The sequence below is a fragment of the Bradyrhizobium sp. LA2.1 genome, assembly GCF_040547725.1.
Lineage (GTDB): Bacteria > Pseudomonadota > Alphaproteobacteria > Rhizobiales > Xanthobacteraceae > Bradyrhizobium > Bradyrhizobium barranii.
In genome coordinates this window covers 350,369-364,019 of record NZ_JBEPQI010000008.1, presented here as the reverse complement: position 1 = coordinate 364,019, position 13,651 = coordinate 350,369, and the positions used below count along the sequence as shown (strand labels likewise).

Here is a 13,651-nt window from a genome sequence, read left to right as displayed (position 1 = left end):
GGAAACGACTGCGGGCGTACTGGACAAGGTCGACCCCCCGATGGGATCGCGCCCGCCGGGCCATTCCGACGGGCGCGAGCATCAGACAGTCTGCGACGGGACGTCGCAAATATCCATGGGATTCATCTCGGGGTTTATATGACGCGAAGCTGACAGCCCCGACTACGGGGTCCGGTCGGCGGTCACGAGGCGGGCCTCGCGGATATTGGCCTTGGTGCCGGCCTGCCGCAGGCAGGATGCCTCGAAGTTCGGCCAAGCCTGCTGCGAGCAGTCCCTGCCGACGGTGCGGATATCGAGGCGGTCGCTCTTGGCCAGCGGCTGCGGGACGCTTGCTTCGACGGACGGAGCGAAACCGGGAAGGACGGTGAGAGCGGCGGCAACAAACGCAGCAATAGCGATGGCCGAGATGGTCTTGATCATTGACGGTCCCCTGTGATGCGGCCGCTACGCCCAGTTGTGCGGCCCGTCATTCGTTGGGTGGATTAGTAACCATGGCCAGTTTCCGGACGTCTTCGCGGACGCCCGAAATGGTTTCGTTCGCACTTCGTTTTGTTTCATGGTCGTCCCGAGGACGAAACAATTCGGGGAATTCCGACTCGGCGCCGCCGAAAAACCGGCAGGGAACCCGTCTGGCTTGCCGGGCCGGGCCGGGCGCGGTAGGACGGGGACATGCCGCGTATCGCCTTCTATCCGGGTTCCTTTGACCCCATCACCAACGGCCATCTGGACGTGGTCCGGAACAGTGTCCCCCTGTGCGATCGGCTCGTGGTCGCGATCGGGGTCCATCCCGGCAAGAAGCCGCTGTTCTCAACTGAGGAGCGGCTCAAGATGCTCCATGACGTCTGCGGGCCGGTCGCGGCCCAGGTCGGCTGTACGCTTGAGGCCGTGACCTACGACGATCTTGCGGTCACCGCGGCACGCAGGCACGGCGCGACTGTCATGATTCGGGGTCTGCGCGATGGCACCGACCTCGACTACGAGATGCAGCTCGCCGGGATGAACGGCGCCATGGCGCCCGACGTCCAAACCGTGTTCCTGCCGGCCTCTCCGGCCGTCCGCCCAATTACCGGCACCTTGGTGCGTCAGATCGCGGCCATGGGCGGAGATATCTCGACCTTCGTGCCGCCGCTCGTCGCCAACCTGCTCAAGGCCAAATTCGCCGGATAACGGCGCAATTCGTCATCCTACTACCTGATCCGGAGTTCTCATGATCCGTCGTCTCGCAATTCTTGCCACGATCTTTGCCGCGCTCTTCAGTGCGGTCCCGGCGGTGGCGCAGCAGCTGCCGGCGAACCTCGACAAGGCCAACGCCATCGTCATCGACACCACCAAGGGCCGCATCGTCATCAAGCTGCGGAACGACATTGCGCCCCAGCATGCCGAGCGCATCAAGCAGCTCGCGCGCGAGGGCTATTACAACAACGTGCCGTTCCATCGCGTGATGGACGGCTTCATGGCCCAGACCGGCGACGGCGAGAAATTCAACGGCACCGGCGGCTCGAAATATCCGAACCTGAAGCAGGAATTCTCCAAGGTTCATTTCGCCCGCGGCATCGTCGGGATGGCGCGGCGCGGCGACAGCGTCGACAGCGCCAACTCGCAGTTCTTCATCATGTTCGCGGACGGCGGCAGCCTCGACAACCAGTACACCGTGATCGGCGAGGTCGTGCAGGGCATGGACGTCGTCGACAAGCTGAAGAAGGCACCGCCCGGTTCGGCCGGCGGTGCCGTCACCGATCCCGACAAGATGGTGAAGGTCCAGGTCGCCTCCGACATCAAATAGGATGGGACCATGCCGCGCTGTGGCATTAGGCTTCTGCTGGCTGCCGCGCTGCTGCTTTCAGGCGTTTCCGGCGCGGCCGCCGGGGACGCAGAGGTCAACACCATCCAGGACATCTTCCAGCACTTGCGGACCTGCTGGAAGCCGCCGCCGCCCAGCAAGGCTCGCCCTATCGACATCACCGTCGTCGTGAGCTTTAACCGGGCCGGAAACATTCTGGGCCACCCGAGGATTACCTATGAATCCGCGGAGGCCTCCGACAATGACCGGCTGCAATACCGGGTCGCGGTGATGGAGGCGCTGCAACGCTGCACGCCGATGCCATTTACCGATGCAATGGCCGGCGCCGCCGCGGGACGTCCATTCGCGATCCAGTTCCGTAACCGGAAGACTTCACCCCCAACGCAAGAGAGACGAGCATGAGCGTCACCGAAAACACCCTGATCCTCGAGACCACGCAGGGCCCCGTCACCATCGAGATGCGGCCCGATCTCGCGCCCGGCCACGTTGCGCGCATCAAGGAACTGGTCCGCGAGGGCTTTTACGACGGCATCGTGTTCCACCGCGTGATCGAGGGCTTCATGGCGCAGACCGGCTGCCCGCAGGGCACCGGCACCGGCGGCTCCGGCAAGAAGCTGAAGGCCGAGTTCAACAAGGAACCGCATGTGCGCGGCACCACCTCGATGGCCCGCGCCGCCAGCCCCGATTCCGGCGACAGCCAGTTCTTCATCGTCTTCGACGACGCCCGCTTCCTCGACAACCAGTACACGGTGTGGGGCAAGGTCACCGAGGGCATGGAGAACGTCGACAAGATCAAGCGCGGCGAGCCCGTCCAGAACCCCGACAAGATCGTCAAGGCGCGGATGGCCGCGGACGCGGAGTGACCGCTCAACCCTCATCCTGAGGAGCGCGGAACGCGCGCCTCGAAGGATGAAGGCCCCGCTGTTGCAGCTCGGCCTTCATGGTTCGAGACGGCGCTACGCGCCTCCTCACCATGAGGGTCTGACTGCGTGGCGCTGAGCCCGACATGCGCACTGATCTCTTCGATTTCGATCTGCCCGCCGAGCGCATCGCGTTGCGCCCGGCGAGCCCGCGCGACTCCGCGAAGATGCTGGTCGTGGAAGGCGGCGCGCTGCGCGACCAGCTCATTTCCGAGCTGCCGCAATGGCTGAAGGCGGGCGACCAGCTCGTCGTCAACGACACCAAGGTGATTGCGGCGCAGCTCAAGGGCCGCCGCATCGGCCGCGAGACCGAGCCCAAGATCGAGGCGACGCTGATCAAGCGCCTCGACGGCTCGCGCTGGCAGGCACTGGTGAAGCCGGCAAAAAAGCTCGTGGCAGGCGACCGCATCCGCTTCGGCAACGAGGGCAAGGTTTGCCTGCTCGGCCATCTCGACGCCGAGGTCGAGGCCAAGGGCACCGATGGTGAAGTGACACTGTCATTCTCGTTTCACGGCCCGGCGCTGGATCAGGCGATCGAAGATCTCGGCAGCCCGCCGCTGCCGCCCTATATCGCCTCGAAGCGCACGCCCGACGATCAGGACCTCGCGGACTACCAGACCATGTTCGCGGCCAATGAAGGCGCCGTCGCGGCTCCCACCGCGGGCCTGCATTTCACCCCGGCGCTGGAGCAGGCGCTGAGCGACCGCGGCGTCGGCATCAACCGCGTCACGCTGCACGTCGGGGCAGGGACCTTCCTGCCGGTGAAGGTGGACGACACCGAAGGCCACAAGATGCATGCCGAGTGGGGCACGATCTCCGCCGAGACGGCGGAGCGGCTCAACACCGCACGGCAGAATGGCGGGCGCATCATCGCCGTCGGCACGACGTCACTGCGGCTGCTCGAAAGCGCGGCCAGCGAGGACGGCACCATCCAGCCGTTCGCGGCCGAGACGTCGATCTTCATCACCCCCGGCTATCGCTTCCGTGCCGTCGATATCCTGCTGACCAATTTCCATTTGCCGAAGTCGACGCTGTTCATGCTGGTGTCGGCCTTCTCCGGGCTCGAGGCGATGCAGCAGGCGTATGCGCACGCGATCGCGAAAGGGTACCGGTTCTATTCGTACGGGGATGCGTGCTTGTTGTTTCGGGCGGAGCCGTAGGGTGGGTTAGCCGTAAGGTGTAACCCACCACTGCTCTGTCCGAGTGAACTGTAAAGAGGTGGATTACACCTTCGGCTAATCCACCCTACGGCACCTTCCGCTACGCCATCACGCGCTGCGGCAACAGCTCCGCGATCTGCACCGCGTTCAGCGCGGCGCCCTTGAGCAGCTGGTCCGCCGCCACGAACATCGAGATCGAATGCCCTGAGGGATCGCTGAGATCCTTGCGGATGCGGCCGACCAGGACGTCGTCCTGGCCCGAGGCGTCGATCGGCATCGGGAAGTAGTTCTTCACGCGGTCGTCGACGAGCTTCACGCCGGGCGCCTGCGCCATGATGGCACGGACCTGGTCCTCGCTGATCGGCTTCTCGCATTCGAAGGTGATGGCCTCGCAATGGGCGCGCAGCACCGGTACGCGGACGCAGGTCACGCCGATCGCGATCTTTTCGTCCTCGAAGATCTTGCGGGTTTCGTTGATGACCTTGGTCTCTTCGTCGTTGTAGCCGGTCTCGGGATCGACGGCGGTGTTGTGGTTGAAGAGATTGAAGGCGTAGGGGTGCGGCATCACCTTGGGCGTATAGACCTGCCCGTTGAGATTGGCGCGGGTGGACTCGACGAGCTCGTCCATCGCGGCGGCGCCGGCGCCCGAGGCCGCCTGGTAGGTCGAGATGATGACGCGCTTGATGCGGTTCGTCTGGTGGATCGGCCAGAGCGGCACCAGCGCGGTGATCGCGGCGCAGTTCGGGTTGGCGATGATGCCCTTGTGGTCGCGGATCCGGTTGGCGTTGATCTCGGGGATCACCAGCGGCACGTTGGGGTCCATCCGGAAGGCGGAGGAGTTGTCGACCACGACGGCGCCGGCCTTGACCGCTACAGGCGCGAACTTCTTGGAGATGCTGCCGCCGGCCGAGAACAGCGCGATGTCGACGCCCTCGAAGGCGCGCTCGGTGAGCTCCTCGATGACGACGTTCTGCCCTCGGAACGACACCGTCTTGCCGGCCGAGCGGGCGCTTGCGAGCGCCTTGAGCTTGCCGACGCGAAAGCCGCGCTTGTCCATGGTGGCGATGAATTCGGCGCCCACCGCACCGGTGACGCCGACAATCGCGACGACGGGATCGTTACTCACATTCTCCTCCATTGCATTGAGCTGAAGACAACAAAAAAGCCCCGGACCAGAGGTCGGAGCTTCGGTAGAGTGGATTGCGTTTAAGTCGACGACCTACGCGCGCACGCCTCCCCGGGCCCCGAAGGCCGTGGTGGTTTTAGTCGTGCGTTTGGTGGTCGTGAACATGGCGGCGACTTATGCGGGAGAGTTTCGCGCCCGTCAATGGCTTTTCGGCGGGATTGTGGCCGCCGCTACTTCGTCCGGGCGCCCGGCGGCTCCAGGATGACCTCCTTGAGGTTATCGCCGCTGATGACGACGATCGCGAAATTCAGCCGGCCGCGTTCGCGGACCAGTCCGCCGCTGATCGCCTTTCCCGAGGCCGCACGTTCGGCGACGTGCACGGCATCCGCAAGGCGGTGCTTGATGGCACCGAGCGCTGCGAGGTTGCTGCGGTCGTCGAGATCGAGTTCGGCGAGGGGGAGGGCGGCTTCGCCGCCGACGAGCTCGCCGGTTGCGGCGTTGATGGTGTGGCGCCAGATGCGGTCGTTGTGCAGTGTCTTCACCCGGTAGACCGGCACGCCGGAGGCTCCGTCGAAACTCACATCCGCCGTCGTGGCGCCGGCATGACGGGCTTCCGCAATCGCCATGGCCTGGCTGATCGAGATCGATGAGCTGCGGAATCGTTCGATTTCGCGGCTGACCGCTTGGCGGTCTGCTTCAGCATCACCATCTGTGTCGCCGTGAAGCGCGGTTGGCGTGCCCGTGGTGACGATCGCCTGCGCCGGCGCGGCAAGGAGCAGCGCGGGCAAGGCGATCGCAAGTAATCGCGCGGTCAATCGTTTGGCTGTCGTCATGCTCGAAACCCTCGGCCAGCGAGTGTGCCGGATGATCGTAAAGAATTCGCGGCCGACCTTGGGCATCGGCCGGCCGCGGAGCGTCGCAGCGGGCTGGACCCGGCACGGCGATCTTGGGCGGTACGGACCCCTTTGGGGCTGGTGAAAAAGCGGTCCGTATCGCTTATAACTAAACCATACCGTATCGTTTTGTTTTGGTCAACGACGCGGGCATAACCTCTAGGGGGAAACGTCGCTACCTCACGGAATTGTCAGCGGGACGGGCGCCGCCGCTGTGTGCCCTTTGCGGCGCTCTGGATGCGGTCCGCGGGTCCCAGCGCGCCGGCCAGGAACAGCTTGATCGCCGCGCGCATGCGCTTCTCGGCGGCCTTCAATTCCAGCGCCGTGCCGAACGTCGCCAGGCGGTGGGTGTGACCGACGACGACGTCGAGAAACACCTCTGCCGCGATCGTGGTGTCGTCGACGTCGAGTGCGCCCTGCGCCACCAGACGGTCGAAGAAGCGGGCCGTGGTGGCGACGGCCTTCAGCCAGCCTTCCTCCTTGCCGAGCTTGGCGATGTCGGGGAAGTTGATGGCCTGCGACGTCATCATGCGGCTGAATGCGACGGCATCGGGCCCGCAAGTGAAGGTGAGCATCTCCCGGCCGATCTCGACCAGCCGCTGCTCGACCGAAATGTCCGAGGCGCTGGAGAGCTGGGTCTCGGCGGCTGCCGATAGCGGCGCAAGCCAGCGCGCGATTTCGCGCCTCAGCACGGCGGCAAACAGGCCGCGCTTGTCCCCGTAACGGGAATAGACGGTGGGTTTGCTGACCCGGGCCGCTTCCGCGACCGCGTCGAGCGAGGTCGCGTCGAAGCCGCGATCAAGGAACAGGCGGGTGGCAACCTCGATCAGCCGCTGATCGCGCTCGATCGCAGCGGTTTTCGTCGGGCGGCCGCCGCGTGATTTCGGCAACTCGCGCCGTGGCGCTGCCGGTTTTGTCTTGGTCGCAGTCAATCCCATGCCCAATGATTCCTGCGCGCTTCTAGTCGTCGTCATTTGCTCTATATCGCGCGGGAGCGGGGGCGTCATCGCGAATCTGGCCGAATTGGCCATATCGTCAACGGTTTCGGCACGGTCTCGTTCCGTCACGAGAGATCACGGCAGCTTCGAAGTCCAGGCCTGGCCGGAGGCAGCCTTCTCGTATCCGTACTGATACAGCGCCCGCATATAGGCGGTGTCGAACCCTTCCGAAGGCGGCGCGGGGTAATCGCGCGCGATGTAGGAGAGGTGGAAGCCGAGATTGTTGCGCTTGGCGAAATCATAGGTCGAGAAGATGATCGAGCGCGTCTGCGACTGGGTGATCGACGACAGGCTGCGCGAGGCGACGTCGATGGTGCTGTTGGACACGAGCTCGAAATTGCGTTCGATCTTCTTGTTGACGAGGATGTAGATGTTCATCCGCGCGTTGCCGGGCAGGCGGTCCTGGGAGAGCAGGGCTTCCGGCAGCGTCAGCACCGGCGCCGTCACGCCGCCGTCGACATGCATCTCCTGAAATCTGCGGCCCTGGCCTTCGGCGTCGATCATGATAGGCGGAAACACCAGGGGAATGCTGGCGGAAGCCGCCATCACGTCGCGAAACAGTTTTAGCGCCTCGGGTGTTCCGACCGCTGCGATCTTGCCCATGTCCCAGATGGCGGTCCGCTGGGTGTCGAGATCGGTGGTCACCACCAGCAGCTTTCGGCCCTTGGCGTTTTCACGCGCGACCTGCGCCATGATCTCCGGACCGACATAGCGGGCGACGAGCTCGCGCAGCCGCGTGTTGCCGAACAGGCCGGATCCGAACAGCACACGCATGATGCTGGGATCGTTCAGGAGGCTCTCCGCGATGCCGCTGGTGTAGACCTCCCTGAGCGTGTCGTCATATTGCGAGCCGAGGAACGCAAAGGGTGCGATCAGGCCGCCGGTGCTCACGCCCGAGACGACCGAGAAGGTGGGACGGGTTCTGGCAGCGGTCCAACCGCTCAGCACGCCGACGCCATAGGCGCCATCGGCGCCGCCGCCGGAGAGCGCCAGATAGGACTTCGTCGCGGTGCTGGTGTCCTTCTCGAAGCTGAATTTCGTGACGGGCTCGTCGGCGTAGCGGCGCAGGCCGTCGATATCGAGCACGCGCGACGTGCTGGCCTCGGCGGCCGTATAGGGCGTGCGGGGCAGGGAGGTGCAGGCGCCGAGTGCCAGGCTGCACGCCAGAACCAGGAATCCGGTCAGGCGGGCGCCTGTCTGTCTGATCCAGCCGCGCGAGGGGCCGGACATTTCGGTCGAACATGAAGCGGAGGGCATTGTCGGTGGCTGGCGATCACGCAAATACTGCCGCCGGCAAAATTCACCGCGGCATCTCGTCCAGCCCCGCGCAAAAACTACACTGTATCGTTTTGTTTGGCAAGCGCGCCGGGCGATCAAGTCGGCGTCAAATGTGTCCCGGTCTGAGCCACAAGTCGGCTCTGGTGTGGTCCGAGCGGGTTGATCAGCCTCTTCCGACACGCAATAAGCACGACCATGAATCTTCCCGACACAGGTCTACCCAATCATTTCGAGCTGCTCGCCACCGATGGCGCCGCGCGCACCGGGCGCCTGACCACGCCGCATGGCGTGGTGCGGACGCCGGCCTTCATGCCGGTCGGAACCGCCGGCGCCATGAAGGGCATGCACTGGCGTGAGGTGCGCGAGGCCGGCGCCGACATCGTGCTCGGCAACACCTATCATCTGATGCTGCGTCCCGGCGCCGAGCGGATCTCGGCGCTCGGCGGCCTGCAGCGGTTCACCGGCTGGAACGGGCCGATGCTGACGGATTCCGGCGGATTCCAGGTGATGTCGCTGTCGGACCTGCGCAAGGTCACCGAGAACGCCGTCACATTCCGTTCGCATATCGACGGCGCCAAGGTCGAACTGTCACCGGAGCGCTCGATCGAGGTGCAGCGCTTCCTAGGCTCCGACATTGCCATGCAGATGGACGAATGCGTGCGGCTGCCGGCCGAGCGGGACGACATCGAACGGGCGATGCGGCTGTCGCTGCGCTGGGCCGAGCGAAGCAAGCGCGCCTTCGAGAGTGCGCCGGACGGCTACATGCTGTTCGGTATCGTGCAGGGCGGCGACGTGCCGCAGCTTCGTCACGCCAGCGCCGAAGGCCTCGTTGCAATCGGTTTCCACGGCTATGCGATCGGCGGTCTTGCCGTCGGCGAGCCACAGGCGGTCATGCTGGCGATGATCGACGAGACCGCACCGATGCTGCCGAGAGAGCGGCCGCGTTACCTGATGGGCGTCGGCACGCCGGACGACATCCTCGAAGCGGTCAAGCGCGGCATCGACATGTTCGATTGCGTGATGCCGACGCGCAATGGCCGCCATGGCGTTGCCTTCACGCGCTTCGGCCAGGTCAATTTGCGCAACGCGCGCCACGCCGACGATCCGCGTCCGCTCGACGCAGAGAGTTCCTGGCCGTCGGCGTGCAACTACGCGCGCGCCTACCTGCATCATCTCGTCAAGGCGGGCGAGACGCTGGGAGCCATGCTGCTCTCCGAGATCAATATCGCCTACTACCAGTTCCTGATGCAGGGCATCAGGGACGCGATCGCACACGGGACGTTCGACGAGTTCTACCAGCGTACGCGCCAGGACTGGGCGAGGGGCGACATCGCCCCGCGCTAGTCAGTTGCAGACGATCCGCTGCTTGACGGCGTGCTTGGTCACGAAGCCGTAGCCGCAATTGTCGCAGGTCCAGAGATAGCTGATCATATGGTCAGAGATGTAGGCGGATGCTTCGGCGGCGACCATCGAGTCGGCGCAGACGGCGCAGGTCGGCAACTCGCTGCAACGCGGGGCGCGGTGATGTGCGACGGTCGACAACACTTCAGCGATTGCTGACATCGTGGTGACCTCTCTGCTTTGAGACCTAAGTCTAACATAGACCGAATCAGTTGACGAGGTCGCAACACAAATGCGTTGGTTTTCTGATAATTACAGCTCACGCGATTTTGCGATGCAGCGTATTTAACATGTGCCGCATTGTCGCTTGCGTGTCGTCCCAAGCTGTCCGTTACTGCGCAAGAGACGCTGCAGAAACAGAAATTGTCGTCACAGGGAGTTCATCATGGACGCATCGTCCAACACGGGTGCAGCGCACCAGCCCGGCCGCGGCCGGATCTACTCTTCGATCGTCGAGGCCTTTGGCGACACGCCGATCGTGCGCTTGCAGCGGCTGCCGGGCATGCACGGCGTCAACGCGACGATTTTGGCAAAACTTGAATATTTCAATCCCGCCGCGAGCGTGAAGGATCGCATCGGCGCGGCCATGATCATCGCGATGGAGAAGGCCGGCATCGTCAAGCCCGACACCGTGCTGATCGAGCCGACCTCGGGCAACACCGGCATCGCGCTCGCCTTCGTCGCGGCCTCGCGCGGTTACCGGCTCAAGCTGGTGATGCCGGAATCGATGTCGATCGAGCGGCGCAAGATGCTGGCCTTTCTCGGCGCCGAGCTGGTGCTGACGCCGGCGGCACAGGGCATGAAGGGCGCGATCGCAACCGCCGAGGAGCTCCTGAAGACGACGCCGAATTCGGTCATGCCGCAGCAGTTCAAGAACCTCGCCAATCCCGAGGTGCACCGTCGCACCACCGCCGAGGAGATCTGGAACGACACCGGCGGCAACGTCGATTTCTTCGTCGCCGGCGTCGGTACCGGCGGCACCATCACCGGCGTCGGCCAGATGCTCAAGCCGCGCAAGCCGTCCCTGCGGGTCGTGGCGGTCGAGCCGGAGGAAAGCCCGGTGCTCTCAGGCGGCCAGCACACGCCGCACAAGATCCAGGGCATCGGCGCCGGCTTCGTGCCCGACATCCTCGACCGCTCGGTGATTGACGAGATCGTGAAGATCAACTCGACGACCGCGATCGAGACCACCCGGGCGCTGGCGCGGCATGAGGGCATTCCCGGCGGCATCTCCTCGGGCGCGGCGATCGCAGCTGCGCTCCAGATCGGCAAGCGGCCGGAAGCTGCGGGAAAAACCATTCTGGCTATAGTGCCGTCCTTCTCCGAGCGGTATCTTTCGACGGCTCTGTTTGAGGGAATCTAGGACATGACGGATCAACCGAGGCGGCCGCGCACGCTTGGCGATGCGCGGTCGGAGGCCGAGGCGGCGTTCAAGAAGGTGACCGCCAAGGTCGCCGTGGCGCCACCGAAACCGAACGTGGCGCCGGGAATCAAGGAGCAGGTCACGCTGCGCATCGACCAGGACGTGCTCGAGTTCTTCCAGCAGGGCGGTCCCGGCTGGCAGGACCGCATCAACGAGGCGCTGCGCAAGGCGGCGGGGAAGTAGCGCCTCCTGCCCAGGGGCGCCGAAGGGCGGCGCGCCGGCGAACTCAGAGGACCTGCGACAGAAACCGCTGCGTTCGCTCGTCCTTGGCCGCCGTAAACAAGGCTTCCGGCGGCCCGTGCTCGACGATCACACCGCGGTCGGTGAAGTAGACGTGATCGGCGACCTCACGCGCGAAGTTCATCTCATGGGTGACGAGGAGGCATGTCATGCCATCCTCGGCCAGCTCCCGGATGGTGACCAGGACCTCCTTGACCGTTTCCGGATCGAGGGCGGCCGTGACTTCGTCGAACAGCATGATGTCCGGCCGCATCGCCAGCGAGCGGGCGATGGCCACGCGCTGCTGCTGTCCGCCGGAGAGCTCGCCGGGATAGGTATCCTCCTTCCCCGCGAGCCGCACCTTGGCAAGCAGCGCCCGGGCGCGCGCTTCGACCTCGGCACGTTTCTGGCCGAGAACATGGATCGGCGCCATCATCACGTTCTGGAGCGCCGTCTTGTGCGGGAAAAGATTGTACTGCTGAAACACCATCCCGACCTTGCGGCGCAGCGCCAGCTTGTCGAGCCTGGGATCGGACACCTCGATGCCTTCGATCTGAATGCTGCCGGACGTGATCGGCTGGAGCGCATTGATGCAGCGGATCAGCGTGGATTTTCCTGATCCGGACGGCCCGATGATACAGATCACCTCGCTCTTTTTGACCGACAGGCTGATGCCTTTCAGAACCTCGAGAGCTCCGAACGACTTTCTGACGTCGACGCATTGGACGATGGGCTGATCCGGAGTCCAGCTCGTGGCCATGCTCTGCTCCCTCAGCGTATGCGGAACCGACGCTCGAGACGAGCGGTCCAGAGGTTGATCGGATAACAGTAGAGAAAGAAACACAGCAGCGCGAAACCGTAGAGCGGCGCGAACAGCTCCGGCCTGCCGCCTTCGGCGGCATGCACCTGCGCCGTCAGCGTGAGCATCTCCGAAACACCGACGATCGATGCCAGCACCGTCGACATCGCGACCAGCGCATAGACGTTCATCCAGGGCGGCAGCATGCGCTTGATGCACTGTGGCAGCATGATCAGCCACATCGTCTGGCGCCGTGTGAACGAGAGCGATTCCGCCGCCTCCCATTGCGTCGACGGAATGGAGCGGACGGCACCGCGCACGACCTCGGCGACATTCGCCATGACAGGCAATGCGAAGCCGACCGTTGCCTTGATCCAGTCCGGTAACGGGATGGTCGTCTTGAAGAGGGTGACCTGGAAGGGCACCAGAAACATGACGAAGAACAGCAGCACCAGCCAGGGCGCGTTGCGGAAGAATTGAGTCAGGAGCCAGCTGACGGCGGCGAGCGGTCGAAACTCCGACAACAACCCCAGACCCAGGCCAAGCCCGGCGACGGTCCCCAGCAGCATGGCGAGCAGGGAGATCAGGATGTTGAAGGCGAACCCGCGCAGCAGCAGCGGCGACCACTTCACGATGACTTGCAGCGGGGACAGCACCGCCGGACCGGTCTGCGCCCACGCGGTGGACGCGGCCATGATGGCGCAGAAACAGAGGATCGCGGCGGCCAGCGGGCCGATCCGAATGGAGATCCGGGTCGGCACGGGACGATACGGCAGAAGGACGGCAAGCCTGTGCTCGGGCTGGGCGCCTTTCATCGGGCATATCCCGGGATGCGCATCGCCCGCTCCCAGCGATGCATTAGCCAGACGAGGACGCCGACAAGGATGCCGTAGGTCGCCAGCAATACGACCATCATTTCGAAGACGTTCTGCGATTCCGACCAGATCTGCTTGACCGCATACAGCGTCTCGGGAACGGCGATCGCGTAGGCGAGGGTGGTCGTCTTGAGCAGGTTGACGAGGTTGTTGTTCAGTGCGGGAAGGCAGACGCGAATGGCCAGCGGAAGGACGATATGGACGTAAGCCTTAAGGCGCGTGTATCCGAGCGCCTCCGCGGCTTCCAGCGTCGTCCTCGGCACCGCCTCGATGCCGGAGCGGAAGATTTCGACGTTGAAGGCGCCCGCGAACAGCGACAGCGAAATGATGGCCCATTGGACGTTGCTCAGCAGCGGAACGCGCATGCCTGCCGCCTCGACGGCCGGGAGCATGGTGCCGAGGCCGAAATAGAAAAAGAAGATCTGGACCAGCGGCGGCGTGTTGCGGAACACCACCACGAAAGCATTGACGGGCAACCGCAGCAGCATCGACGGACTGCCCTGCAGCAAGGCGCCGACCGCGCCGATGACGAGGCTCAGCAGGATGGTCGTGACGCTCAGAAGCAACGTCATCTTGAGCCCGCCGAAATAGCGGTCCCAATCATAGGCATCGTAGAATACTGAGAAATTCAGCCCCGTCGTTTCGTAGAGCCGTTGAAACCAGTCGCCGATTGCGTGCATTTTGCGCGACACCAAACTGTTGAGGCGATGCCTCGTATCAGTGCATTGGCTCGACCTGTTCGGAGCGCAAGACGGATC

Annotated in this window: 17 protein-coding genes; 8 read left to right on the top strand and 9 right to left on the bottom strand. The window is 64.3% G+C overall.

Going from position 1 to position 13,651, the window contains the following annotated elements; all coding sequences use genetic code 11:
* Positions 1–162: 162 nt before the first annotated feature.
* Positions 163–420 carry a hypothetical protein gene (locus ABIB95_RS18785; RefSeq protein WP_063983166.1) on the bottom strand — a complete coding sequence of 86 codons (258 nt, stop codon included), beginning with the start codon at positions 418–420 and terminating at the stop codon, positions 163–165.
* A 249-nt stretch (positions 421–669) separates the two neighbouring features.
* Between ABIB95_RS18785 and coaD the strand changes: the two genes are divergently transcribed.
* From coaD to queA, 5 genes are all read left to right on the top strand, one after another.
* Positions 670–1,167 carry a pantetheine-phosphate adenylyltransferase gene (gene coaD, locus ABIB95_RS18780; protein WP_085404698.1) on the top strand — a complete coding sequence of 166 codons (498 nt, stop codon included), beginning with the start codon at positions 670–672 and terminating at the stop codon, positions 1,165–1,167.
* Positions 1,168–1,207: 40 nt separating this feature from the next.
* Positions 1,208–1,783 carry a peptidylprolyl isomerase gene (locus tag ABIB95_RS18775; protein WP_135213705.1) on the top strand — a complete coding sequence of 192 codons (576 nt, stop codon included), beginning with the start codon at positions 1,208–1,210 and terminating at the stop codon, positions 1,781–1,783.
* A gap of 9 nt (positions 1,784–1,792) precedes the next feature.
* Entirely contained in the window at positions 1,793–2,203 is a 411-nt protein-coding gene (locus ABIB95_RS18770; RefSeq protein WP_354241128.1) for a UCP034077 family protein, read from the top strand.
* The gene (locus ABIB95_RS18765) at positions 2,200–2,664 is read left to right on the top strand and encodes a peptidylprolyl isomerase (protein WP_071913717.1); all 465 of its coding nucleotides are present in this window, start codon (positions 2,200–2,202) and stop codon (positions 2,662–2,664) included. Before ABIB95_RS18770 ends, ABIB95_RS18765 begins: the two co-directional genes overlap by 4 nt.
* Before the next feature lie 143 nt (positions 2,665–2,807).
* Complete coding sequence (queA, locus tag ABIB95_RS18760; RefSeq protein WP_354241126.1) at positions 2,808–3,881, top strand: tRNA preQ1(34) S-adenosylmethionine ribosyltransferase-isomerase QueA; 1,074 nt, start codon at positions 2,808–2,810, stop codon at positions 3,879–3,881.
* Positions 3,882–3,981: 100 nt separating this feature from the next.
* Here queA and ABIB95_RS18755 read toward each other — a convergent pair whose 3' ends face one another.
* The 4 genes from ABIB95_RS18755 to ABIB95_RS18740 form a co-directional block, all read right to left on the bottom strand.
* Positions 3,982–5,019, bottom strand: a complete 1,038-nt coding sequence (locus tag ABIB95_RS18755; protein ID WP_354241124.1) for an aspartate-semialdehyde dehydrogenase — start codon at positions 5,017–5,019, stop codon at positions 3,982–3,984.
* A 218-nt stretch (positions 5,020–5,237) separates the two neighbouring features.
* Positions 5,238–5,840 (bottom strand): PepSY domain-containing protein, encoded by a 603-nt coding sequence (locus ABIB95_RS18750; protein WP_208086976.1) that lies wholly within the window; start codon positions 5,838–5,840, stop codon positions 5,238–5,240.
* 251 nt (positions 5,841–6,091) lie between these two features.
* Positions 6,092–6,838 carry a TetR/AcrR family transcriptional regulator gene (locus tag ABIB95_RS18745; RefSeq protein WP_354078853.1) on the bottom strand — a complete coding sequence of 249 codons (747 nt, stop codon included), beginning with the start codon at positions 6,836–6,838 and terminating at the stop codon, positions 6,092–6,094.
* A 135-nt stretch (positions 6,839–6,973) separates the two neighbouring features.
* On the bottom strand, positions 6,974–8,128 hold the full coding sequence (locus ABIB95_RS18740; protein WP_063983174.1) for a patatin-like phospholipase family protein: 1,155 nt from the start codon (positions 8,126–8,128) through the stop codon (positions 6,974–6,976).
* 243 nt (positions 8,129–8,371) lie between these two features.
* Between ABIB95_RS18740 and tgt the strand changes: the two genes are divergently transcribed.
* A complete protein-coding gene (gene tgt, locus ABIB95_RS18735; protein WP_063983175.1) occupies positions 8,372–9,520 on the top strand; it encodes a tRNA guanosine(34) transglycosylase Tgt in 1,149 nt (382 codons plus the stop codon).
* On the opposite strand, the gene ABIB95_RS18730 is transcribed toward tgt, so the two are convergent.
* Positions 9,521–9,739: a hypothetical protein gene (locus ABIB95_RS18730; protein WP_063983176.1), complete on the bottom strand. Its 219-nt coding sequence runs from the start codon at positions 9,737–9,739 to the stop codon at positions 9,521–9,523. It abuts the gene before it with no gap.
* 223 nt (positions 9,740–9,962) lie between these two features.
* On the opposite strand from ABIB95_RS18730, the gene cysK reads away from it, so the two are divergent.
* The gene (gene cysK / locus ABIB95_RS18725; RefSeq protein ID WP_063983177.1) at positions 9,963–10,940 is read left to right on the top strand and encodes a cysteine synthase A; all 978 of its coding nucleotides are present in this window, start codon (positions 9,963–9,965) and stop codon (positions 10,938–10,940) included.
* A 3-nt stretch (positions 10,941–10,943) separates the two neighbouring features.
* On the top strand, positions 10,944–11,183 hold the full coding sequence (locus ABIB95_RS18720; RefSeq protein ID WP_028152108.1) for a BrnA antitoxin family protein: 240 nt from the start codon (positions 10,944–10,946) through the stop codon (positions 11,181–11,183).
* A gap of 43 nt (positions 11,184–11,226) precedes the next feature.
* Here the strand turns inward: ABIB95_RS18720 and ABIB95_RS18715 are convergent, their stop codons facing one another.
* The 3 genes from ABIB95_RS18715 to ABIB95_RS18705 are packed head-to-tail and all read right to left on the bottom strand — an operon-like array spanning position 11,227 to position 13,573.
* A complete protein-coding gene (locus tag ABIB95_RS18715; protein ID WP_085404707.1) occupies positions 11,227–11,979 on the bottom strand; it encodes an amino acid ABC transporter ATP-binding protein in 753 nt (250 codons plus the stop codon).
* Between the two features lie 11 nt (positions 11,980–11,990).
* Positions 11,991–12,833: an amino acid ABC transporter permease gene (locus ABIB95_RS18710; RefSeq protein WP_354241121.1), complete on the bottom strand. Its 843-nt coding sequence runs from the start codon at positions 12,831–12,833 to the stop codon at positions 11,991–11,993.
* Positions 12,830–13,573 (bottom strand): amino acid ABC transporter permease, encoded by a 744-nt coding sequence (locus ABIB95_RS18705; protein WP_354241119.1) that lies wholly within the window; start codon positions 13,571–13,573, stop codon positions 12,830–12,832. The genes ABIB95_RS18710 and ABIB95_RS18705 overlap by 4 nt, the downstream gene beginning before the upstream one ends.
* Positions 13,574–13,651: the final 78 nt, after the last annotated feature.

Excerpts from the sequence above, each read along its gene's own strand:
- ABIB95_RS18785 (WP_063983166.1), bottom strand. The coding sequence starts at position 420 with ATGATCAAGACCATCTCGGCCATCGCTATTGCTGCGTTTGTTGCCGCC.
- coaD (WP_085404698.1), top strand. The coding sequence starts at position 670 with ATGCCGCGTATCGCCTTCTATCCGGGTTCCTTTGACCCCATCACCAAC.
- ABIB95_RS18775 (WP_135213705.1), top strand. The coding sequence starts at position 1,208 with ATGATCCGTCGTCTCGCAATTCTTGCCACGATCTTTGCCGCGCTCTTC.
- ABIB95_RS18770 (WP_354241128.1), top strand. The coding sequence starts at position 1,793 with ATGCCGCGCTGTGGCATTAGGCTTCTGCTGGCTGCCGCGCTGCTGCTT.
- ABIB95_RS18765 (WP_071913717.1), top strand. The coding sequence starts at position 2,200 with ATGAGCGTCACCGAAAACACCCTGATCCTCGAGACCACGCAGGGCCCC.
- queA (WP_354241126.1), top strand. The coding sequence starts at position 2,808 with ATGCGCACTGATCTCTTCGATTTCGATCTGCCCGCCGAGCGCATCGCG.
- ABIB95_RS18755 (WP_354241124.1), bottom strand. The coding sequence starts at position 5,019 with ATGGAGGAGAATGTGAGTAACGATCCCGTCGTCGCGATTGTCGGCGTC.
- ABIB95_RS18750 (WP_208086976.1), bottom strand. The coding sequence starts at position 5,840 with ATGACGACAGCCAAACGATTGACCGCGCGATTACTTGCGATCGCCTTG.
- ABIB95_RS18745 (WP_354078853.1), bottom strand. The coding sequence starts at position 6,838 with ATGGGATTGACTGCGACCAAGACAAAACCGGCAGCGCCACGGCGCGAG.
- ABIB95_RS18740 (WP_063983174.1), bottom strand. The coding sequence starts at position 8,128 with ATGTCCGGCCCCTCGCGCGGCTGGATCAGACAGACAGGCGCCCGCCTG.
- tgt (WP_063983175.1), top strand. The coding sequence starts at position 8,372 with ATGAATCTTCCCGACACAGGTCTACCCAATCATTTCGAGCTGCTCGCC.
- ABIB95_RS18730 (WP_063983176.1), bottom strand. The coding sequence starts at position 9,739 with ATGTCAGCAATCGCTGAAGTGTTGTCGACCGTCGCACATCACCGCGCC.
- cysK (WP_063983177.1), top strand. The coding sequence starts at position 9,963 with ATGGACGCATCGTCCAACACGGGTGCAGCGCACCAGCCCGGCCGCGGC.
- ABIB95_RS18720 (WP_028152108.1), top strand. The coding sequence starts at position 10,944 with ATGACGGATCAACCGAGGCGGCCGCGCACGCTTGGCGATGCGCGGTCG.
- ABIB95_RS18715 (WP_085404707.1), bottom strand. The coding sequence starts at position 11,979 with ATGGCCACGAGCTGGACTCCGGATCAGCCCATCGTCCAATGCGTCGAC.
- ABIB95_RS18710 (WP_354241121.1), bottom strand. The coding sequence starts at position 12,833 with ATGAAAGGCGCCCAGCCCGAGCACAGGCTTGCCGTCCTTCTGCCGTAT.
- ABIB95_RS18705 (WP_354241119.1), bottom strand. The coding sequence starts at position 13,573 with ATGCACGCAATCGGCGACTGGTTTCAACGGCTCTACGAAACGACGGGG.